This window comes from Oleidesulfovibrio sp. (assembly GCF_047973035.1).
GTDB lineage: Bacteria > Desulfobacterota > Desulfovibrionia > Desulfovibrionales > Desulfovibrionaceae > Oleidesulfovibrio.
In genome coordinates this window covers 13,128-35,375 of the sequence record NZ_JBKEBF010000012.1, presented here as the reverse complement: position 1 = coordinate 35,375, position 22,248 = coordinate 13,128, and the positions used below count along the sequence as shown (strand labels likewise).

Sequence of the window (22,248 nt, the reverse complement as noted above, 5' to 3'; positions counted from 1 at the left end):
TGTTGCTGTTCTCACAAGCTAGCTGTCCAGCCACTCGGACAGAGCCTGTCGTACTTTTTCACCCAGAGGCGCGTCAACTGATTGTGGCGCTCCGGCTTTGCGGTCAAGGAACTGCCGCAAAAACGGATCAGTGGAAGCTTTTAATTCATCAAGTCCGCCTGCATAGACGGCGCGTTGTTCATTCAGCACCAGTACATAGTCTGCTATAGTGTCAAGGCTTTGCAGGTCATGGCTTACCACCACGATGGTCATGTCCGGAAAACGTTTTTTCATGTCTACCAGCAGTGCATCCATCTGTGCTGCGTTGATGGGGTCAAGCCCCGAGGTAGGCTCATCGCACAACAGAATCGGCGGGTCCATGACTATTGCACGGGCAAGCCCCGCTCGTTTGCGCATGCCGCCTGATAGCTGGCTGGGGTAGTAATGCGCAAAATCCGCCAGACCCACCAGAGATAGCTTATGCTGCACAATGGCTTGCACGGTCTCTTTATCAAGCTTGGTATGCTCAACAAGCGGCAGGGCAGCGTTGTCGCCCAGAGTCAGAGAGCCGAGTAGCGCACCATCCTGAAAAAGAACGCCCATGCGGCGGCGCAGCCTTCTGAAATCTTTGCCGGAAAGGCCGAAAAGATCTTTACCGCCAAGAAGTATCTGCCCTTTCATCGGCTTATTGAGGCCAAGGATATGTCGAAGCAAAGTGGATTTGCCGCAACCAGATCCGCCAAGAATGACTGAAATTTTACCGGCAGGCAGACAAGCTTTCAGGCCGTCCAGCACAACAGTGCTGCCGTACCCTATTGTCAGGTTATTAAGCTGAATGTCCCATCTTGCTGAGCGTGTGTCTTGCATGGTGTGGTCGTCCTACAGCAGAAAAGATGTGAGCACGTAGTCAAATATCAGAACCAGCACACATGACATGACAACGGCAGATGTGGTCGAGTTGCTGACGCCTTCAGGGCCCATGCCGTCTTTACGCATATGGGTAAAGTACCCTTGGTAGCAGCTGATGATGGATACAATTACGGCAAATACGATGGCCTTCAAAAAGCCTCCGCTAACGTCAGACCATCCCACGCTGCTTTCTATGCGGTAAAAGTATACACCGGAGTTAATACCCAGCAGTACAACACCTGTCAGGTAACCGCCGATTATGCCGATTGTGTTGAAAAGTGCCGTAAGCATAGGAAATACAATCAGCGAAGCAATCAGGCGGGGAGTGACAAGGTAGCCCATGGGGGGCACGTCCATCACTTCCAGAGCATCAATCTGGTCGGAAATACGCATGACACCGATTTCTGCCGCCATGGCGGAACCTGCGCGCCCTGTTACCATTATGGCTGTCAGCACGGGGCCCAGTTCGCGGATAAGGGTAAGGGCGACAGCGGCACCAAGCAGACCTTCGGAGCCGAACTTGACCAGAGTGTAATACCCTTGCAGCCCCAGAACCATACCGGTGAATATGCCTATCAACGCAATGACAAACAGCGACTTGGAGCCGATAAAATAGATTTGCTGAACTACTTTTGAGAAAAGCCGTGAAGCTATGAAAATATGGCGGACAGCGTCGAGCAGGAAGAGCAAAACCGCGCCAAGCTCTGCGATAAAGCTTATGGTGGCTGCTCCAAGCTTTTGAAATGGTGCTGTAAAAGAATAGTGAGATGCGCTTGTTTTCATTGCCTGCTCGCTGGGGTTATCTCAAACGTTGTATTCCTACATGTAAGTATGCTCTTACGTCAATATGATAACAAAATTCAAATCACTGTTATTTTGAAAGAGCTTCCTGTTCTTTCAGTAAAGGTTTCCGGATGCCCAAAGCAGAAAGTTTGCGTTTCAAGTTCTCTGCATCTGCAGTTGTGCCTCTGAAGGCAACATTTACCCTGTGCCAGACCCCTTTTGAAGTATCCACACGCTCAACAGAGGCATTCAGACCGGCTTCTTCCAGATGAGATGCAAAGCGTTTTGCTGCACCGACATCCTTCAAAGATGCCACTTGATATACGTAGCGATATGTTGTTGCACCGCTGTTTTGCTGCTTTTGCTGTGTTGCAGGTACAGCAGGACGCTCCGGGGCTTTTGGGGTTTCTTTTGGCGGTGCGACTGCAGGCTTCTGCTGCTTCGGGTCAGTATCTTTTGCTCGAAGTGAAGTGAGCAATCCCAGTTCTTCAGTTTTTATTACGCCGGGAGGTGTGCTGCCTTTTGTATCATCGGCAATATGCTTCGGCACCTCGACCGGTGTACCTGTGTCGGGCATTAAACGGGCTAAAGCGGGCACGGATTCATCCGGATTGAATCCGCGCCCGATCATGATTCCGAAGGTGAACATCCAGGCAAAGCCAAACAGCAGCAGAAAGCAGGTAAAGAAGAACTTGCCTGCGGTCATTTCAATAATGAACCGGCGTTTACCGTTTGAACCTGCCTCGTTACGAATACTGAAACTCATCTGGATGCCTGTCTGATTAACTGCGGTAGCTATAGGGTGTTACATCGCGTCAGGCGCGCTTACGCCAAGCAGCTTCAAGCCGTTGCGCAGCACCTGTGCAACCGCACGCAGCAAGGCCAGACGTGCCACAAGTACGCTTTCGTCCGGTGCATTCAGCACGGGATTGTTAGCGTAGAAACGATGCAGCGCACTTGCCAGATCCTGCAGGTAGTAGCTGATGTGATGAACACTCAGCGAACCGGCAGCAGTTTCCATGGTGTCTTCAAAACGGTCCAGCAGGCGCAACATGTCGATTTCGTCTGCATTTGCCAGCGGAGCCAGTACTGGAATGTCTGTGGCGTCGGGCAGAGTGATGCCGCGCTCTGCCGCTTTGCGCATTACAGAGCAGATACGCGCATGGGCGTACTGCACGTAGTACACGGGGTTGTCCATGCTGCGCTGCTTGACCAGCTCAAGGTCAAAATCCAGCGAGCTGTCACTCTTGCGCGAAAGGAACATGAAGCGGGCTGCATCGGCACCGACTTCTTTCACTACGTCTGCCAGAGTTTCAAATTCACCGGCTCTTGTGGACATGGCAATCTGCTCACCGTTGCGGAGCAGGTTAACCAGCTGAACCAGAATGACGTCAAAGCTGTCTGCAGGTTTGCCCAATGCTGCAACTGCGGCACGCATACGGGGCACATATCCGTGGTGGTCAGCACCCCAGATATCTACACACAGGTCAAAGCCGCGGTCGTATTTGTTATCGTGGTAGGCAATGTCAGACGCAAAATAGGTAAGGTAGCCGTTGGACTTTTTCAGTACACGGTTCTTGTCATCACCAAAGTCTGTCGTGCGGAACCACAGTGCGCCGTCTTCTTCGTAAGCAAGACCGGCCTTGCGGAGGCGGTCGAAGGTTTTGTCCACTGCACCGGTTTCCACAAGCGACTTTTCAGAGAACCATACCTGATGCTCAACGGAAAAGTTTTCAAGGTCCTGCTTGATACCTGCCATAATTGTATCGACAGCGTACTTCTGGCAGATGGCGCGGCCTTCTTCTTCAGGCTTTTCGAGCAGGTCAGGAGTCATATCCAGAACTTCCTGCGCGATGTCGTGGATGTAGTCGCCGCGGTAGTAGTCTTCCGGCTCGGCAACGTCCATGCCTTTAATCTGCTTTGCACGGTAATATACCGAGTCGCCCAGCAGCAGCATCTGACGACCTGCATCGTTTATGTAGTACTCCGTGCTTACTTCAAAACCGGTGAAGCGGAGCATGCGGGCAAGGCTGTCGCCCACAGCCGCACCGCGGCCGTGACCGATGTGCAGGGGCCCGGTGGGGTTAGCTGATACGTATTCCACCTGCACCTTGCGACCGTTGCCGACATTCACACCGCCGAAGCTGTCTTTGGCTTCTTCCACGGCGGGGACGGTCTTGTGCCAGAATTCAGGTGCGTAGGTTACGTTGATGAAGCCGGGGCCTGCAATTTCAACGCCTGAAATATCGGGGTTTCCGGACAGGTGCTCTGCGATGCGGCCCGCGATTTCACGGGGGGGCATTTTGGCAGGTTTTGCCAGCACCATGGCTATGTTGACTGCAAGATCACCGAACTTTTTATCCTTAGGGGGCTCGATGGTGAATTTTTCGGGCCACGGGAGTCCAAGGTCGGCGATTGCGACTTTAAGAGCCGCCTCAAGATGGTTTTTAGCGCGCATTGTACCACCAGTATTGTTAAGTATGATTCTGCCTTACGGCTGTTTTTATACGGTCTGCCGGACGTGCGAAGGCGACCTCTCTGGGTCGCCTCCGACGTACGAATCTGTATGTATACCTTTTTTCAGTTCATCTGAAAAGAGGCTGGCGGCACCTGCACTGCCTGACAGTACCGCTACAGTGCCTCGGTTTGTTCAAGTGTAGAGATGGTTTGTGTTGTCCATTCATCAGACGCTGCACCTGCTTCCGCCAGAATAGGAGTAAGCATTTTGCCCAGAATATTTTTGGGACCCAGTTCGATCCACTGGCGGACGCCTGCATTCCACTGATTGGAAATGGTATCTATCCAACGTACGGAGCCGGCCATCTGCCCCTGCATGATGTTTTTCAGCGCCTCGCCTTCGGAAACAGCCTGACCTGTCACGTTACAGTAAACAGGGAATTTCATTTTGTTCCACTGGCGTTTCTGCATGATGGATGCAAGCTCTGCCGCGGCTTCTTTCATCATGGGGCTGTGGAAGGCACCGCTTACAGCCAGCGGCATTGCGCGACCCTTGCGTTCTTTTACGCGGGCGGCAGCATCGTCAATGGCGGCTTTCGTGCCGCTGAGCACAAACTGGCCGGGAGTATTGTAATTGGCTACCAGAATCATTTCACCGGTAGCATCTGCGGTTTCGCGTACAACATCTTCCACATCACCAAGCTGCAGTTTGAGTACTGCCGCCATTGCGCCTTTGCCTTCGGGGTCAGCCTCTGCCATAAGGCGGCCGCGTAGAGAAACAAGCTCGATAGTGTCTGCTGCGGACAGCGCACCGGATGCTGCAATGGCGGCATATTCGCCAAGGCTGTGACCGGCTGCGGCAACAGGTGAAATTTTGCCTGCCATTTTCATCCACAAAGAGATGTTGACCACGGTAAGTGCAGGCTGCAGGTTGCGGGTGTCGGCCATTGCGGCTGCATCACCGTCCCAGTATATTTCGCGCAGGGGCAGACTGCTGATGGATTCTGCTTTTTTCCAAAGCTCCATTATTTCTTTGTCTGTCTCTGCAAGGTCGCGCCCCATATTGACTTGCTGGGAACCCTGACCGGGAAAAAGAATTGCTGTATTGTCAGTACTCATGTCGCTTCACTCCTGAATGTTCAATAACCTGCAACTGCAACGGCGGTTCCTCTGCCGCCATGTTCCGTAACTGGCGACGCAGGGTGGAACAGTATGTGTCCCGCTGCATAGTGCAAGTTGGCACAGCTTGCAAGTACAGGCTTGCCTGCAATGGCAGGCTGGGGTAGGTGGTGCCCACGACGAGACTTCGACATATCATGTTACGAGGATGCTATGGCTAAAAAAATGAGTCCTGCTGGCGAACAGCAGGTTGCGATGCTTTGTTCTGAACTGGGGTTTACCCTGCAGGGCGAGGCTCTGAAAAATATTACCGGCTATCTTAATATGTTGCAGAAGTGGAGTGTTGTCATGAACCTGGTCGGACCACGTTCATGGGAGCCCATGCTGCGCACGCTTATAGTAGATAGCCTGCATTTGAAGCGCTTTCTGGAGACGCTTGATTTTTCGGTCGTAGCGGACTCGGCGGATATTCCGATGCAGATATGGGATTTCGGCGCCGGCGCCGGGCTGCCGGGTATCCCTTTGCGGATGGTGTGGCAAGAGGGTGAATACCACATGGTGGACGTACGGGAAAAGCGTACGATGTTTATGCAGATGGTACTGGCAAAGTATCCGTTGCCTGCGACCAATGTGCACAGGGCGCGGGTGGAAGACTTTATGGAAGGCAGAGCCCCCGCTGCAATGATGGTAAGCAGGGCATTTATGCCGTGGCCGGAACTGCTTGAACTGCTGACAGGCAAAATTCGCCGAGGCGGTTTTGTTGTCGTGCTGGCTAACGAGCCAGCTCCTGCGCATGATGTTCCTGATGCTTCGCACGGCAGGCTCCTGCCGGAAGACTGGAGCCTGACCGCACAATACGAATATTCCGTGGAAGGTTCGCCGCGCTACTTCTGGGCACTTTCTTCGAAAAAGGCACCTAACTGAGAATTTTTAAAGATCAGCTTGGTAGCGTTTTCATCTGCCAGTTCCGCCACGTCCATGAAGCGCTCGAGAAACTCGAGTATTTCATGACGGCGTTCTTCGGGGGAATACTCAAAGTCTTCGGCCATGCGGCCGCTGGTCATGTATTCTTCCAGTTTGTCCAGATAGCTGAAGTCTAGCATTGTACAGTCCTTGTTTCGTCCGGATGTTACATTCCGTCATGGTCGGGGATGGCTTTTGTGTTGTGGCCATGACAGGTTATTAGTGATGATACGGTGTACCCTTTATAATGGCATCGGCTCTGTAAAGTTGTTCGTACAGAATGACCCGTGCCATTTCGTGCGGAAAGGTCATGCCTGACAGTGCGATTGTGTGGCGTGCCACATCGCGCACTGCATCGGAAAGCCCGTAAGCGCCGCCTATGATAAAGCAGGGCCTGCGGTTGGCATCTTCCCACATCGGGGCGAGAAAAGCGGAAAAGTTTTGCGATGTAAACTGCTTGCCCAGCTCATCCATACATATGGGTAAGTCCTGAGGGGCAAGCGCTGCCAGAATGCGTTCGCCTTCCTGCGCATTACGCTCGGCGGCAGGCAGCGCGGCATTTCCGTCTTTGATAATGGTTTCATCAATCTTGAACGCCCTGTTCAGGCGGGTAAGATAATGATCTGCCGCAGCCTTCCAGTGGGCTGTTTTCAGCTTGCCCACGGCGATGATGCGAATGGCTTTCATACGCTTCTCCGGCGGCAGTTTGGCTTGGAGTATTCAATGTGCATGGCGCGTTGTATACTGACCTGCAAAAAGGCTCAACCTAAAGCAAGTGACGATATAATGACCGGCTTGTTTTTTTATTGTAACAGCATAACGGTATGAGATTACAACATAATGAAGAATGCTGTCCCCCGTGTTGATATTAAGGAAGCGGCAGCCCTTTTGAAAGAAGGGAAAGTGGTCGTGTACCCCACAGAAACGTTTTTTGCTGTAGGCTGTATTGTTACGGATGTGCGTGCAATCGATCTTGTGTATCAGGCAAAGCGCAGACCTTCAGGCATGCCTTTACCTGTAATTATCGGCAGTCGTGAGCAGTTAGAATTGGTTACGGCGATACAGTCCCCTCTTGTGGCGAGGTTAGGAGAAACCTTCTGGCCCGGGCCGCTTTCTGTGCTGGTAACTGCGGCAGAAGCCATTCCAGCTGTGCTGACCGGAGAAACAGGAAGGGTGGCTGTCCGCCTGACACCGCATCCTGTGGCGGCCGGACTGTGTCGGGCAAGCGGAGGTGCTTTGGTTTCTACCAGCGCCAATGTAAGTGGCAGAGCTGCTGTTACGGCTGCAGACCAGCTTGACCCCGAATTGCTTGAACTTGTGGCTGGCATAGTGGAGTTGCCCCCTGCGCCTGCCGGAGGCAGACCTTCTACGTTGGTGGAAGTTGCCGGACCGGAACATGTGCGCATTATCCGCCCCGGCGCTGTTACAGAGACGGAACTTTTGCAAGCTGGTTTCGAAGTTGTTTTGTAGGCCCGTTTAATAATTTTTACTTTATCGGCAGCATGGGATCATGCGTTAAACTGTTTGAACCGGAAGCAGGTAAAAAAGGCCTGTTGAATTTGTGTGTATTCATGTATTTTAGTATGTTGCATTTTTGGCATGAATGCTGCTTTATACTTTTTACCTTCCTTCTTTTGCGACAAGCGGTCTGCTGATGTTCAGCAGGCCGTTTTTCGTTTCAGCGCGTTATTTCTGTTATCTTTTATCCATTTTAATTGCGTCTGCGCTGGCAATGGCGTATTTTTTTGTTCATACTAGAAATTTATCCCCAATATTGTGGAAATATAATTATCGGCATGTGTGTTTTACGATAGGGACAGTGTGTTTTTTGTCTCCTGTCGGCAAGTTGCCATCTTTCGGGGTGTATATGAGTTATCATAAACCGTGCCCTGTCTGCGGGACACCGGTTCAGATGTATAGAAATCCGGTTCCTACTGTAGATGTTGTCGTGCATGATCCTGCCAGAGGCATAGTGCTTATCCGCAGGGCGAACCCTCCATACGGTTGGGCCTTGCCCGGTGGCTTTGTTGATTACGGCGAAACCGTTGAAAGTGCAGCCGTGCGCGAGGTTTTGGAAGAAACAGGGCTTTCTGTCGTGCTTACAGGCTTGCTTGGTGTGTACTCCGACCCTGCCCGTGACCCCAGACATCACACCATGAGTGTTGTTTTTACGGGTACTGCATCGGATGCAGATATGTTGAGTGCGGGTGATGATGCATCTGCCGCCGCTTTTTTCGCGCTGGATAATTTGCCTGCACCCATAGCTTTTGACCATGCCGGCATCATTGCCGACTTTGTTGCACGCCTGCGGGCTGAAGACTGATTGTACGGAGTTATCTCCGGAGGAGGGGATCGGCAGATGAAACCTTTGGTTCTTTTTGCCACCTCTGAAATGTATCCGTTTTCCAAAAGCGGTGGTCTGGGTGATGTTTTGGGCGCACTTCCTTATGCATTGCATCAGGCAGGTGTGCGCACTGCTGTGGTGACGCCTTTTTATGGTCGCATCCTTACAGCGGAATATGGCATTCGCCTGACCATGAGCGATATTCCGGTAGGGTACCCGTGGGGCCCGATCACTGCAGATGTCTACGAAGCCGATTTTCACGGCATGCCTGTCTACTTTATCAGTCGTGGCGAATATTTTGACCGTCGTTACTATTATAACGACTACAAAGGCGACTATTTTGATAACTGCGAGCGCTTTGTCTTTTTCTGCCGTGCCATCGCTTCCATGTGCCAGCGTTTGGGAGAGGCTCCCGCTATAGTCCATGCTCACGACTGGCAGACAGCTCTTTTACCTGCTTTTTTGTATTACTGGCGGCAGAGTGATGCCTTCTGGCAGAATACCCGTAGTGTAATGACCATTCATAATCTGGCGTTTCAGGGGCGTTTTTCCTCGCGTCTGTTTGAAAACTGCGGCCTGCCGCCACAGGCATGGGCCATGGACGGGGCAGAATTCCACGGCGACCTGAATCTGCTCAAGGCAGGTATTGCCTATGCCGATAAAGTGACAACAGTAAGCCCCAGCTATGCAAAGGAAATAACAACGCCAGAGTTCGGGTGCGGGCTTGAAGGGATACTGAAAAAACGGGGGCATGCGTTGCACGGCATTTTAAACGGTGCCGACTATGACATTTGGCAACCCGAAGATGACCGTTTTTTACCCTGCACATACAGCAAAGACAGGCGTAGCGGAAAGTTGCGATGCAAAAAGGCGTTGATTACTGAGCTGGGACTTAAGCCGGAGCTTATTAAACGTCCTGTTCTCGGGTTTATAGGCAGGCTGCGTGACCAGAAAGGCATTGATCTGCTTATTGATAATGTTCACCGCCTGATAAAGCAGAACATAGGCATTGTGATTCTGGGTGAAGGCAGTCTGGAGTATGAAGCCAGAGTGCTGGAGCTGATGGAAGACTATCAGGGGCTGCTTTGTGCCCGTGTGGAGTATACCGAAGATCTGGCGCACCGCATTCAGGCAGGTACTGATATTTTTCTGATGCCTTCACGTTATGAACCGTGTGGGCTGACCCAGATTTATGCGCTCCGCTTCGGCACGCCGCCTGTGGCCTCTGCTCTTGGTGGTTTGCGTGATACCATCGTGCCGTGGCCTTCAACGGATGCCACTGGTTTTACTTTTTCCGATGTTACCCCTGACGGCTTTTACAATGCCATCATGCAGGCCGTATCCGTATGGGAAAATGATCCCAGGCTGTGGACGGCGATTATGAAGCGTGCCATGGCTCAGGAGTTCACTTGGGAAAAAGCCGGAAAACAGTACATAGATATTTACCAGCAATTGGGTCTTGGCCCCGTAGGAGTCTGATGTGAAAGCTACAAACGGGGGCAGAACTGTTCCTTGTCACCTTGAACCGTTTGACGTGTATTTTTTCGGGCGGGGTGAGCACTGGGATATTTACCGCGTGCTGGGGGCACACCGCATAGAGCAGGATGGCAAACAGGGGTACAGGTTTGCCGTATGGGCGCCCAATGCTTGCAGCGTCAGTGTTGTCGGGCCGTTTAATGACTGGCAGGAAGGCCAGTACCCTTTATATCCTGTAGGAGATTCCGGAATATGGGCGGGATTTGCAGCGGGAATAGAGCACGGTACGCTGTATAAATTTTGTGTTCATGGCGCTGACGGCAGCGTTAAGCATAAAACTGACCCATATGCTTTATATGGCGAGATGCGTCCCGGGACAGCTTCATTTGCTTGGAATCTGGACGGCTATGTATGGGACGATGTGGAGTGGATGCAGCGACGGCGTGAGACCGGACCGCCACTTGCCAAGCCTGTCAGTATTTATGAAGTGCATGCCGGATCGTGGATGCGGCGTCATGGAGACGGACATCCTTTTGTCAGCTGGGATGAACTTGGGGATGCTTTGATTCCGTATGTCACAGATACCGGTTTCACGCACATCGAACTGATGCCCGTTGCAGAGCATCCTCTTGATCTTTCATGGGGGTATCAGACCAGCAGCTACTACGCGCCGACTTCCCGCTTCGGTGCTCCGGATGACTTCAGGCGTTTTGTGGACCGTTGCCATCAGGCCGGAATCGGCGTGATTCTGGACTGGGTACCTGCGCATTTTCCTAAAGATGACTGGAGCCTTGGCCGTTTTGACGGAACGGCGCTGTATGAGCATCTGGACCCGCGGCTTGGAGAGCATCCTGACTGGGGTACTTATGTGTTCAACTACGGCAGACATGAAGTGCGGAACTTTTTGTTTGCCAACGCGCTTTACTGGCTGAAGGAATTTCATATAGACGGCTTGCGCATAGATGCAGTGGCGTCGATGCTGTATCTGGACTACTCGCGTAAAGAAGGCGAATGGATCCCTAATGCGCATGGCGGTAATGAAAATCTGGAAGCCATTGACTTTCTGCGCGAATTGAATCGGGTGGTGCATGAGCAGTTTCCCGGAGTCATGATGATTGCGGAAGAATCCACAGCATGGCCGGGTGTTTCGCGTCCTCTGTATACGGGCGGGTTAGGCTTTACCTTTAAATGGAATATGGGCTGGATGCACGATACGCTTGACTATATGCGTCACGAACCTGTGTATCGCTCATATCATCATGGCAGCCTGACATTTTCCATGTTGTACGCCTTTTCGGAAAATTTTGTTCTGCCTTTGTCGCATGATGAAGTTGTCCACGGTAAAGGAGCTCTGCTTTCTAAAATGCCGGGCGACATGTGGCAGCAGCAGGCAAATATGCGTTTGATGTATGCTTATATGTGGGCGCATCCCGGTAAAAAGCTGTTGTTCATGGGTGGAGAAATCGGCCAGTGGAACGAATGGAGCGAGAGCAGAGAGCCTGACTGGTGCTTGCGGCAATTCCCCGCACATGAAGGGATACGTAATCTTGTCCGCGATCTGAACCGTATTTACGTGAATGATCCTGCCATGCATCTGCACGACCATGACTGGTCAGGCTTCAAGTGGCTTGATTTCAGCGATTATGGGTGCTCTGTGCTCAGCTTTGCACGCCTTGCAGAAGACAACGATCCTGTGGTGTGGGTGTTCAATTTTACTCCGGTTGTCCGCCACTGGTATCGGGTTCCCTGCCCGAAGGCCGGAGAATGGCTGGAAGTGCTGAATACCGACAGCAGCTATTATGGCGGAAGCAATGTCGGTAACGGGGGGAGTGCGCTGACCTGCACCGACAACTGGAATGGCGGGCACTTTATGGAACTGACTTTGCCTCCGCTTGGGGCCATAGCATTAAAACCTGCACGCTGATGGGATTCACCGTTTTGTATTGGAATAAAAAGCGCCGCCAAGACGGCGCTTTTTATGCGTTGTGTAAAAAAAACGGCTGTTGGCATGATGAAAATTGCTTGCGGAGGTCACGCAAGGTTGCAGTAGTTTTGCAGCGGGTGTAGCACGCACAGAACACAGGCCGCAATCAGGCGGGATGACAAATGAAGTCAGCATCAGGGGTAATAGAAGGTATGCAACCCAGAATAATTGTGCACGGTGGTGCATGGACAATACCGGCAGAAAGGCAGCAGGCTCATATCGACGGCGTACGGGCCGCTGTTAAGACCGCATGGCCCATGCTTGCAGAAGGTGCAGATGCACTGGATGCGGTTCAGGCGGCAATAAATCTAATGGAAATTGATCCCACTTTTGATGCGGGTCGTGGTGCGGTGCTTAATGCAGATGGTCAGATAGAGCTTGATGCAGCCATCATGGACGGCAGGACATTGAACTACGGCGGCGTGGCAGGTGTCCGTCATTTTATGACACCGGTGGATATCGCCCGAAAGGTTCTGGAGACAGAGTTTTGCCTGTTGATAGCGGAAGGCGCCGAACGCTTTGCGCGTGAGTGCGGGCTGCCTGAAGTTGACCCGCGGGAACTGCTGACCGAAAGAGAGCTGGAACTGTACAAAGAGCTTATCAGCCGTAAGGGATATTGTACGCATGATGCCTTTAAGCCGGTACCTCAAGGTACAGTTGGCGCTGTGGCAATGGATGTAAACGGCAATATTGTTGCTGCCACTTCCACGGGGGGCACTCCCTGCAAAAAGCCGGGCAGAGTCGGTGATTCCCCTCTTTGCGGTGCGGGTACATATGCAGACAACGAAACCGGCGGAGCCTCTGCAACCGGCTTTGGTGAAGGAATTATCCGTACCCTGATGACACGGAGCGCCTGCGATTATCTGCGGGATAATGGTGCAAATGATGCTGCACGGCTGGCTATTGAACTGTTGCACAGGCGGGTGAACGGCCATGCGGGGCTTATTATGCTCAATAATAAGGGGGAGTACGGTATTTTTCATAATACCGACCATATGGCCTACGCTTATGCGCATGCTGACGGCACCGTACACGCATCGGTGCATATGAATGAGTAAACGACCTGTTAGCCCTGCCAGTAAGCGGGGCTTTTTTTATTATACCACACAGCAGGCGGTGTAGACAGCGTTACGGAAACCGCTTAGTTTCGGCGGATGCTTGGAATAAAAAAACAGAATCCGCTCAAGGGCATTGCGAACTCATTTTGTCCGTTATTGGTGACAATGGGTGACGTGAATGGTCTTGGGCCGGAACTTGCCTGTCGGGTGCTGGGAACAGATGACGGTAAAGGAGGGCTACGCTACGGCGTAAAAGTTCCTCTTGTGCTTATCGGCAGCGAAAAAGCTTTGCTGGCTCACGTTGAAGGCGCAGGCGTCAAACCTTTCTGGAAACTTATGGAAGGCACTGCACGGCTTGCCGCTGCGCTTGAACATGCAGCTGCAGGAGATGTTTTTCTGCTTGAGCCTGAAGGCATGGCCGAGGTTTCCGTCACTCCAGGGCAGCAGACTGCGGATGGAGGCAAAGCCGCAGGGCTGGCCCTCAGTCTTGCTGTAGAGATACTGAATGCAGGCGGGGCATTGGGGGTGGTGACTTTGCCCCTGCACAAGGCCATGCTGCAGAATGCCGGTTTTGATTTTCCGGGGCATACAGAATTTCTGGCACGTCATGCGGGGGTGCGTGACGAAGATGTGTGTATGCATTTATGTGGCGATGTGTTGCGGGTCAGCCTTGTCACTACGCATCCGCCATTGCGCAATGTCGCAGACATGATCACACGTGACCGTGTCGCAAGATGCCTTGCGCTTACTGTCGATTTTGCCAAATCTCTGGGCGTGGGACACAAGCCCGTGGCTGTATGCGGGTTGAACCCGCATGCAGGAGAGTCCGGCAAAATCGGTACAGAAGACGAAACAATCATCGCCCCCGCTGTGAAAGAAGCCAAACGGTTCGGGCTTAATGTTGAAGGCCCGTTCCCCGCTGATACTGTTTTTTATCGCGCTGCTCAGGGTGAGTTTGCTGCGGTTCTTGCCATGTACCATGATCAGGGACTCGGTCCGCTTAAGCTGATGCATTTTTCGCGGGCAGTTAATGTGACGCTGGGCCTGCCCTATGTGCGGACCTCGGTTGACCACGGTACCGGCTTTGACCTGACAGGCACCGGCAGGGCCGACACGGGCAGTTTTGAAGAGGCTTTGCGCCTTGCAGCCACCATGTGTGAACGGAGGTGTTTGCATGTATCTGGGAATTGATGTGGGCGGAACGCATACCGATGCCGTTGTGCTGGATGCCGAAAAGAATATTATCACTTCTGCAAAGGTACCCACGCTTCATCACGACCTGCTTGCTTCAGTTACGGGTGCGCTTGAGGCTGTCCTGCAGCACGTACCTGCCGCTGATATAAAGCGTCTTAACCTGAGCACCACCCTTTCCACCAACGCCATTGTAGAAGGTAAGACAGAAGACGTTGGCGTGCTGGTTTCTGCCGGCCCCGGGATTGATGCGGAGAATTTCAGGCAGGGCGGTTTTTATTACACGCTTTCCGGCTCCATTGATCACAGGGGGAAGGAAATTGCGGCAATTGATCCTTCAGAGCTTGCCGCTGTAGCGCAGAATTGCTGTGACTCCGGCATAAAAGTGTATGCTGCTGTGGGGAAGTTTTCTACCCGTAATCCGGAGCATGAGCAGCGCATTGCCGATGAAGTGCTCGGGTGCGGAGATTTTGTATCTATGGGGCATCGTCTTTCGGGGCAGCTCAGCTTTCCGCGACGTGTGGCCACGGCCTATTACAACTCTGCTGTCTGGCGGCTGTATAACCGCTTTGCCGATGCCATCGAACGATCTGCACGGGAAAAGGGCATAACTGCGCCTGTACATATTTTAAAAGCTGATGGTGGCACCATGCCGCTTTCCGTTTCCCGTCAGGTGCCGGTCGAATCCATCCTTTCCGGCCCTGCTGCCAGTGTGATGGGAATTGTCGCTCTTTATGATATCCGTGAAGATGCCATTATTCTGGATATCGGCGGAACTACCACGGACATCGCTATTTTTGCTTCCGGCTCACCTGTCATTGAAAACGATGGCATCGCGGTCGGCAGTTATCCTACCTTGGTGCGGGCGCTAAGAACGCTTTCCATCGGTATCGGGGGCGACTCGCGGCTTCGAGTTGCAGCCGGAGCCGTGCGGGTAGGGCCTGACAGGTCCGGCCCTGCTGTAGCCAATGGCGGAAAGCAGCCGGCGCTTATGGATGCAATGAATTATCTGGGCGTGGCTCAGGCGGGCGATGTGGAAGCCTCCAAAGCGGCCATAGGCCAACTTGCATCTCTTTGGGATATGTATCCTGATAAACTGGCGCAAGATGCTCTTGATACAGCACTGGCCGCAATTGCTTCTGCAGTGCAGCGCCTGTTGGACGAAGTGAACTCCCAGCCAGTGTATACAATTATCGAGTTGCTGGAAGGCGCAGTGCTGAACCCCGGAAGAGTGTTTGTCATGGGGGGACCGGCTGCAGCCTTTGCGCCGCTGTTGCGCACCGTTATGAACAAACGGGTGGACGTGCCGCAGGAACATGCTGTTGCCAATGCCATAGGCGCAGCCCTGACAAGGACGACCGCCGAACTGGAACTTTTTGCGGATACGGAAAAAGGGCGGATGTTTGTTCCTACATTGGGACTGCGTAGAGATGTTTCGAGCCGTTATACGCTTAACGAGGCTATTGCTGATGCCAGAAAATTCCTTGTGGAACATCTGGAGTTTTTGGGCGTTACGGCATGTGAGGCAGATGTGGACGTGATCGAATCAGGTTCGTTCAATATGGTTGATGATTACGGTGGAAGAGGGCGTAACATCAGGGTGAAATGTCAGGTCCGGCCTGGTATATCTATGTAAAATGGTCTTTTTTCTGTTTACGCAAAACGCACATCACTCTGATGTGCGTTTTTTTATGTCTCAGCAGAACAAAGAATGGTTCAGCTTGTTTCAACATGTCATCAGGGGTGACAGCCTGTCTTTGCGGGGCTATATGCAGGCTCTTCCATGAGGGGCTTAACAGGTCATCACGTTTTCGGGTGGGGGAGTCTTTCCGGTATGTGGCTCAATACGTGTGCCTTGCAGTACTATACGTAACACGATTGCCGCTGACCTCCTGACTCTTTTAATGCAGAGTTCTCTGACTGCATTTCAATGCAATGCTTGATGCACTGGCATTATTCCTGTGCTAACAGCATGTTTTGCCTGTTGATAACTAATTCAATGGTTGCGGCGAGCCTTGCTGCTGTGATATCGCGAATAGAAATAATCACACTGAAATTGTGTAAGTATTACTAAATTTAATTTAGTAGCACTTTTTCTATTGCCCTTGTCTATACGAGGAGGGCAGGCAACACTGAAGCAAGGAGAAAGGTAATGGCTGGATGCAAAGCCCAGCAGCCCCCGGCAGCTTATCTGGCAGGGCTAGAAGTACCTGCCGCGGGTTCCGAGGTAACCATGGAAGGCGTTCGCTACAAGATGAACGCTCCCAAGGGTATTGACCCCGCAACCATCAAGTTTGTGGAAGTTGACCACGACAAGTGCATGGCCTGCGGCGAGTGCGAAGCGTACTGCCCCACCGGTGTCATTCAGGAAGTGACTGAAGACGGTTACCGCGGTGTGGTTGACCCCGTTGCGTGTGTTAACTGTGGTCAGTGCCTCGCTAACTGTCCCTTCGGCGCCATCCACGAAGAGGTGTCGTTTGTAGGCGAACTTTTCGAAAAACTCAAGGATCCTGAAACGGTTGTTGTCTCCATGCCTGCTCCCGCCGTGCGTTACGCACTGGGCGAGTGCTTCGGTCTGCCTACCGGCACCTATGTCGGCGGTCAGATGCATGCTGCGCTGCGCAAGCTTGGCTTCAACCTGATCTGGGACACGGAATGGACCGCAGACGTGACCATTATGGAAGAAGGCACCGAGTTGCTTGAGCGTGTTAAACACGGCAACATGCCTCTGCCTCAGTTCACGTCCTGCTGCCCCGGCTGGATTAAGTTTGCAGAAACGTTCTACCCTGATCTGGAAAATAACCTTTCTACCTGCAAGTCGCCCATCGCAATGATCGGCCCCCTTGCTAAAACCTACGGTGCTGAAGTTTCGGGCGTACCCGCCAAGAAAATGTACACCGTGTCCATCATGCCCTGCATCGCCAAAAAGTTTGAAGGCATGCGGCCTGAAATGGAAGCAAGCGGCTACCGTGACATTGATGCCACCATCACTACCCGTGAACTGGCATACATGATCAAAATGGCCGGGATCGACTTCACTTCTCTGCCTTCCGAAGATCCTGATCCGGCTCTTGGTATGTCCACCGGTGCTGCTACCATCTTCGGTACCAGCGGCGGTGTTATGGAAGCAGCCCTGCGCCTGGCATACGAAGCCCTTTCCGGTGACAAGTTGACCAACCCTGATATCAAGGTTGTTCGCACACATGAGGGCATCAGGACTGCAGAAGTTCCCGTACCCAACTTCGGCACTGTAAAAGTTGCCGTGGCCAGCGGTCTGGACAATGCTGCAAAGCTGTGCGAGGAAGTGCGCGCCGGCAAGTCTCCGTACCACTTCATCGAGATCATGACCTGCCCCGGTGGCTGTGTGAACGGCGGCGGCCAGCCTCTTGAACCCGGTATGCTGCAGTCTTCGCTCTTTAAGAGCACCATCACCAAGATCAACCGTCGCTTTACCCGACGGACAGTGGCCTAGGAGGACGGCATGAGCAAGTTAGGAGTTGTATCCCGTCGTGGATTTATCAAGCTTGCCGGCTTTGCTGCCGGTTATGCCGTATTCGGCTTTAACATGGCACGCGAAGCGGTTGCAGCCACCATGGAATTCGTCGGTATCCGTCAGAAATCCGTGTACGAAGCTGACCGTACTGTTTACCCCATCCGCAAGTCGCAGGATAACCCCACTGTTCAGAAGCTGTATGCAAAAGACGGCTTCCTGCACGAAGGCCCCTGCGGACACAAGTCGCATGAGCTGCTGCATACCCACTATGTGGACAGAAGCGCAGCCTTGCAGGCCCTGCGTGACAAGGGCGTAAACCTGAATATGTAATTACTCAGGAATAACGGGCAGTCTGCGGGAAGGTTTTTACTGACCTATAGGCCTGCCCACTATGTTGTCTGTGCGCATAGGCTATGCGCCGGACAGGGGAAGATATTCATGAACAACGCTACGACCCGCAAACGCATGGGGGTTGTGAGCATTATCATCGGCGATAGAAAGCGCGATGCCTCTGCTGTCAACGACATCCTTACTGATCATGGCGAGCTGGTTCTGGCTCGCATGGGATTGCCGTGTCCGGAACGGGGGCTTGCGGTAATAGCTTTGATTGTTGAGGCCTCGACGGATGAGATTGGTTCTCTGACTGGCAGGCTGGGACGACTGGAAAGCGTTACGGTAAAAGCGTCTCTTGTCTGATGCCGGAGTACCCAATGACTTTTGATTCCCGCTCTCTACCCAGCTTTATTGACGAAGAGAAAATCGAGTCTGTAATAGCTGCAACGGCCAAACCTGACGCTGTGCGTGTGCGCGAGATTCTCGCAAAAGCACGTGAGGCAAAGGGCCTTGATGCTGACGAAACCGCAACCCTGCTGCAATTGAAAAATGACGAGCTTGACCATGAGCTTTTTACGACTGCTAAAGCTGTAAAACAGAAAATTTACGGCAGCCGTATGGTTCTGTTTGCTCCGCTGTATATTACGAACGAATGCTATAACCGGTGTGCCTACTGCGGTTTTAATGCTGAAAATGGCGACTTGCAGCGTAGAACACTGAGTGAAGACGAAATCCGCGCGGAAGTGGAAGTGCTGGAGCGTCTCGGGCACAAACGTTTGCTTCTGGTGTATGGTGAGCATCCGCGTCTGGATGCCGACTGGATGGCAAAGACCATTCAGGTGGTATACGACACTGTTTCTGAAAAGAGCGGAGAAATCCGCCGCGTAAATATCAACTGTGCCCCGCAGAGTGTCGAAGGCTTTAAGAAGCTGCACGACGTAAGCATCGGGACCTATCAGTGTTTTCAGGAAACATACCATCAGGCGACATATCAGAAAGCCCATCTTGGCGGCCCCAAGAAAGACTACCTGTGGCGTCTGTATGCCATGCATCGGGCCATGGAGGCCGGTATAGATGACGTGGGTATGGGACCTTTGCTGGGGCTGTATGACCATAAGTTCGAAATTCTGGCTATGATGCAGCATGCTGCTGATCTGGAAAAGCATTTCGGTGTCGGACCGCATACTATCTCTTTCCCCCGTCTTGAGCCTGCCCTGAATGCAGAAATGGCATTTAACCCGCCGTACCCCATCACTGACCATGAATTTAAGCGCATGGTGGCTGTGTTGCGTCTGGCTGTGCCTTATACCGGTCTTATTCTTAGCACGCGTGAAAATGCACAAATGCGCCGAGAGTTACTTGAGCTTGGCGTTTCTCAGATCAGTGCAGGTTCCAGAACCTACCCCGGTGCATACAGCGATCCCAGTTATGACCGCCCTGACGTGCAGCAGTTCTGTGTAGGCGACAACCGTAGTCTGGATGAAGTCATTGCAGAGCTTGTCTCGCTTGGCTATCTTCCTTCATGGTGTACAGCCTGCTACAGGCTCGGCAGAACCGGTGAGCATTTCATGGAGCTGGCTAAAAAGGGGTTCATTCAGGAATTCTGCCATCCCAATGCGTTGCTGACTTTCAACGAATATCTGCATGACTACGCATCGGATGTGACCCGTGAAAGCGGCAAGGTGCTGGTCGAACACGAGTTGCAAGAATGTGCTGAAGGCAGACGCGGCATGGTTGCCGAGCGACTGAAACGGATCGACGCCGGTGAGCGCGATCTGTACATTTAGCTGTTGTTGACAATATGCATGATTTGGCCGGAAGCTTTGACTTCCGGCCTTTTGCATTACAGGTCTGGCGTATCGGGCGGCCTGTCGGGTTGTCCGGGCAAGGTGCAGCTTATGGGGTAAAAATGAATATTAATGAAATTATGCAGATGTTGGCTGCTCCGGATGCGGAAGCCCTGTATGCAGATGCGCGTTCTGTGACAGATGCAATTTTCGGTAAGTCCGTTTATGTGCGTGGAGTGGTGGAGTTTTCTAATTACTGCAAAAAAAATTGCCACTATTGCGGCCTCAGAGCGGCGAATGTCAATCTTGAGCGTTTTCGGCTGCACGCAGAGGATATCTATGCGGCGGCTGCGCTTGCTGTAGAACTCGGAGCCGGTACGATTGTTCTTCAGTCCGGTGAAGATCTGGCGTGCGATGTGGCCTTTATCGGTTCATTGGTCCGCCGGATTAAGGATACGCATGACGTAGCCATCACGCTATCTGTAGGTGATCATGATCGTGATACCTACGCATTCTGGCGTGACTGCGGGGCAGACAGGTATCTGCTGAAAATTGAAACTACAGACATTGATCTGCATGAACGCCTGCGTCCCGGTTCCACCGTGGAAGACAGATTGGCCCGCGTACAAACGTTGCAGGAGCTCGGGTACGAAACCGGCTCAGGTATCATTGTGGGGCTGCCGGGCATGACGGACGAGATTATAGCAAAAGACCTTAAGCTGCTTTCGTCACTCGGTCTTGGCATGATCGCGGCGGGGCCGTTCATTCCTCATCCACAAACGCCGTTAGCCGCTCCCGTTGATACGGATATTGAAAAAAGTCTGCGTGTGACAGCCATGTTGCGACTGCTCAATAAGGGCTCTAATATTCCGGCAACAAGTGCGCTTGATGCGCTTGTTGCGGACGGTCGGATACGCGGACTTGCTGCCGGTGCGAATGTTGTGATGCCTTCCGTTACGCCTGATGACGTGCGCGGCGGGTATTCCATTTATCCCGGCAAAAACACAGCAGGGAAAGACGTGCAGGATGCGGTTCTCAGCCTGATGGAGAGGCTGAGAACCGCTGGGTATCGACCTGTTGCGGAAAAAGGTTTCAGCAAGCTTTCTGAAACAGCTTCATGAATTCATCCGTCTGAAGGAGACTCAGATGTCAGATAAAGCACCCCGGGGTGAACGGCTGGTTATTACACTGGTGGGTAGGCGCAATGCCGGTAAGTCCTCTTTAATAAATGCGCTTGCCGATCAGCAGATTGCAATAGTTTCTGAACATGCAGGAACAACGACTGACCCTGTGGTCAAGCATTATGAACTGCTTCCCCTGGGTCCCGTTACATTTTATGACACAGCCGGTCTTGATGATGAAGGTGAGTTGGGTGAGCTTCGAATTAAGTCTACGCGTAAAGTGCTGGGCAGGACCGATGTCGCTTTGCTTGTTGTAAGCGAACATGGTTTTCAGGATGCGGAATACGCCATGCTGCAAGATTTGCAGAGTATGTCCATTCCTGCGCTTGTGGTGTTCAACAAGCAGGACGTTGCAGATGCAACAGCTGATGACATAGCTTTTTGTGAGAAAAACGGGCTGCGCTATGTAAAAGTCTCTTCCGTTGCTGAGAGTGGCATTACCGAGTTGAAAAACACTGTAATCGACATGGTGCCTGATGAGTTAAAGGCAGAACCTGTTCTGGTTTCTGACCTCATCAGTGAAGGTGATACAGTGCTGTGCGTAGTTCCCATTGATTTAGCTGCGCCCAAAGGACGATTGATCCTGCCTCAGGTTCAGGTGCTTCGCGATATTCTGGACTCTGATGCAATCGGGATGATTGTAAAGGAAAGAGAGATTGAAGAAGCTCTCGATAAGCTGAAAAATCCTCCTGCGTTGGTTGTTACCGATTCGCAGGTCGTGTTGAAAGTAGCCGGTGATGTTCCTGATGGAATTCCCCTGACAACCTTCTCTACGCTTTTTGCACGGTATAAAGGCGACTTGCCTTTGCTGGTTGAAGGGGCGCGGGCTATTGACTCGTTGAAAGACGGGGACAAGGTGCTGATGTGTGAAGCATGCTCGCATCATGCGGTGGCAGATGACATCGGGCGGGTTAAAATTCCGCGCTGGATCACCCAATACACAGGTAAGGAACTGAAGTTCGAGATGTACGCAGGGCATGACTTTCCTGATGATCTGGAAGGCTACGCGTTGGCAGTGCACTGCGGTGCCTGCATGACAAACCGGGCAGAAATGATGCGGCGTATCAGAGAATGCATGCGGCGCGGGGTTCCTGTTACTAACTACGGCATCGCAATTTCCAAAGTTCAGGGTGTGCTGGACAGGGTAGTGGCCCCATTTGGTCTATAAGCTATCTCGTTTCTTCTACCTCC

General features: G+C 52.3%; 21 protein-coding genes. 14 read left to right on the top strand and 7 right to left on the bottom strand.

Annotation, left to right across the window (positions count from 1 at the left end; all coding sequences use genetic code 11):
- Positions 1 to 18: 18 nt before the first annotated feature.
- The 5 genes from ACK5LI_RS03295 to ACK5LI_RS03275 form a co-directional block, all read right to left on the bottom strand.
- Entirely contained in the window at positions 19 to 846 is an 828-nt protein-coding gene (locus ACK5LI_RS03295; RefSeq protein ID WP_416946211.1) for an ABC transporter ATP-binding protein, read from the bottom strand.
- A 12-nt stretch (positions 847 to 858) separates the two neighbouring features.
- Positions 859 to 1,671, bottom strand: a complete 813-nt coding sequence (locus ACK5LI_RS03290; RefSeq protein WP_416946210.1) for an MlaE family ABC transporter permease — start codon at positions 1,669 to 1,671, stop codon at positions 859 to 861.
- Between the two features lie 88 nt (positions 1,672 to 1,759).
- Entirely contained in the window at positions 1,760 to 2,437 is a 678-nt protein-coding gene (locus ACK5LI_RS03285) for an SPOR domain-containing protein (protein WP_416946209.1), read from the bottom strand.
- 39 nt (positions 2,438 to 2,476) lie between these two features.
- A complete protein-coding gene (argS, locus tag ACK5LI_RS03280) occupies positions 2,477 to 4,129 on the bottom strand; it encodes an arginine--tRNA ligase (protein WP_416946208.1) in 1,653 nt (550 codons plus the stop codon).
- A 173-nt stretch (positions 4,130 to 4,302) separates the two neighbouring features.
- Positions 4,303 to 5,247, bottom strand: coding sequence for an ACP S-malonyltransferase (locus ACK5LI_RS03275; protein ID WP_416946207.1), 945 nt, complete (start codon positions 5,245 to 5,247; stop codon positions 4,303 to 4,305).
- A gap of 213 nt (positions 5,248 to 5,460) precedes the next feature.
- Between ACK5LI_RS03275 and ACK5LI_RS03270 the strand changes: the two genes are divergently transcribed.
- A complete protein-coding gene (locus ACK5LI_RS03270; RefSeq protein WP_416946206.1) occupies positions 5,461 to 6,171 on the top strand; it encodes a 16S rRNA (guanine(527)-N(7))-methyltransferase RsmG in 711 nt (236 codons plus the stop codon).
- On the opposite strand, the gene ACK5LI_RS03265 is transcribed toward ACK5LI_RS03270, so the two are convergent.
- Together ACK5LI_RS03265 and ACK5LI_RS03260 are read right to left on the bottom strand one after the other, a co-directional pair.
- Positions 6,132 to 6,350: a hypothetical protein gene (locus ACK5LI_RS03265; protein ID WP_416946205.1), complete on the bottom strand. Its 219-nt coding sequence runs from the start codon at positions 6,348 to 6,350 to the stop codon at positions 6,132 to 6,134. The two genes, ACK5LI_RS03270 and ACK5LI_RS03265, sit on opposite strands and share 40 nt — an antisense overlap.
- A 79-nt stretch (positions 6,351 to 6,429) precedes the next feature.
- Positions 6,430 to 6,897 (bottom strand): 23S rRNA (pseudouridine(1915)-N(3))-methyltransferase RlmH, encoded by a 468-nt coding sequence (locus ACK5LI_RS03260; protein WP_416946204.1) that lies wholly within the window; start codon positions 6,895 to 6,897, stop codon positions 6,430 to 6,432.
- Between the two features lie 153 nt (positions 6,898 to 7,050).
- On the opposite strand from ACK5LI_RS03260, the gene ACK5LI_RS03255 reads away from it, so the two are divergent.
- From ACK5LI_RS03255 to hydF, 13 genes are all read left to right on the top strand, one after another.
- A complete protein-coding gene (locus ACK5LI_RS03255; protein WP_416946203.1) occupies positions 7,051 to 7,680 on the top strand; it encodes an L-threonylcarbamoyladenylate synthase in 630 nt (209 codons plus the stop codon).
- 397 nt (positions 7,681 to 8,077) lie between these two features.
- A complete protein-coding gene (locus tag ACK5LI_RS03250) occupies positions 8,078 to 8,533 on the top strand; it encodes an NUDIX domain-containing protein (RefSeq protein WP_416946202.1) in 456 nt (151 codons plus the stop codon).
- Positions 8,534 to 8,569: 36 nt separating this feature from the next.
- Positions 8,570 to 10,033, top strand: coding sequence for a glycogen synthase GlgA (glgA, locus tag ACK5LI_RS03245; RefSeq protein WP_416946201.1), 1,464 nt, complete (start codon positions 8,570 to 8,572; stop codon positions 10,031 to 10,033).
- 1 nt (position 10,034) lies between these two features.
- Positions 10,035 to 11,954 carry a 1,4-alpha-glucan branching protein GlgB gene (glgB, locus tag ACK5LI_RS03240; RefSeq protein ID WP_416946200.1) on the top strand — a complete coding sequence of 640 codons (1,920 nt, stop codon included), beginning with the start codon at positions 10,035 to 10,037 and terminating at the stop codon, positions 11,952 to 11,954.
- 212 nt (positions 11,955 to 12,166) lie between these two features.
- Positions 12,167 to 13,072 (top strand): isoaspartyl peptidase/L-asparaginase family protein, encoded by a 906-nt coding sequence (locus tag ACK5LI_RS03235; protein ID WP_416946199.1) that lies wholly within the window; start codon positions 12,167 to 12,169, stop codon positions 13,070 to 13,072.
- Between the two features lie 96 nt (positions 13,073 to 13,168).
- Positions 13,169 to 14,263, top strand: coding sequence for a 4-hydroxythreonine-4-phosphate dehydrogenase PdxA (pdxA, locus tag ACK5LI_RS03230; protein WP_416946198.1), 1,095 nt, complete (start codon positions 13,169 to 13,171; stop codon positions 14,261 to 14,263).
- Entirely contained in the window at positions 14,247 to 15,899 is a 1,653-nt protein-coding gene (locus ACK5LI_RS03225; protein WP_416946197.1) for a hydantoinase/oxoprolinase family protein, read from the top strand. Before pdxA ends, ACK5LI_RS03225 begins: the two co-directional genes overlap by 17 nt.
- 516 nt (positions 15,900 to 16,415) lie before the next feature.
- Positions 16,416 to 17,735 (top strand): [FeFe] hydrogenase, group A, encoded by a 1,320-nt coding sequence (locus ACK5LI_RS03220; protein ID WP_416946196.1) that lies wholly within the window; start codon positions 16,416 to 16,418, stop codon positions 17,733 to 17,735.
- A 9-nt stretch (positions 17,736 to 17,744) separates the two neighbouring features.
- Positions 17,745 to 18,086 carry an iron hydrogenase small subunit gene (locus tag ACK5LI_RS03215; RefSeq protein ID WP_416946195.1) on the top strand — a complete coding sequence of 114 codons (342 nt, stop codon included), beginning with the start codon at positions 17,745 to 17,747 and terminating at the stop codon, positions 18,084 to 18,086.
- Positions 18,087 to 18,194: 108 nt separating this feature from the next.
- On the top strand, positions 18,195 to 18,452 hold the full coding sequence (locus ACK5LI_RS03210) for a TM1266 family iron-only hydrogenase system putative regulator (RefSeq protein ID WP_416946194.1): 258 nt from the start codon (positions 18,195 to 18,197) through the stop codon (positions 18,450 to 18,452).
- 14 nt (positions 18,453 to 18,466) lie between these two features.
- Positions 18,467 to 19,876 (top strand): [FeFe] hydrogenase H-cluster radical SAM maturase HydG, encoded by a 1,410-nt coding sequence (hydG, locus tag ACK5LI_RS03205; RefSeq protein ID WP_416946193.1) that lies wholly within the window; start codon positions 18,467 to 18,469, stop codon positions 19,874 to 19,876.
- A gap of 122 nt (positions 19,877 to 19,998) precedes the next feature.
- Complete coding sequence (hydE, locus tag ACK5LI_RS03200) at positions 19,999 to 20,997, top strand: [FeFe] hydrogenase H-cluster radical SAM maturase HydE (RefSeq protein WP_416946192.1); 999 nt, start codon at positions 19,999 to 20,001, stop codon at positions 20,995 to 20,997.
- Between the two features lie 25 nt (positions 20,998 to 21,022).
- Positions 21,023 to 22,225 carry a [FeFe] hydrogenase H-cluster maturation GTPase HydF gene (gene hydF, locus ACK5LI_RS03195; RefSeq protein WP_416946191.1) on the top strand — a complete coding sequence of 401 codons (1,203 nt, stop codon included), beginning with the start codon at positions 21,023 to 21,025 and terminating at the stop codon, positions 22,223 to 22,225.
- Positions 22,226 to 22,248 lie beyond the last annotated feature (23 nt).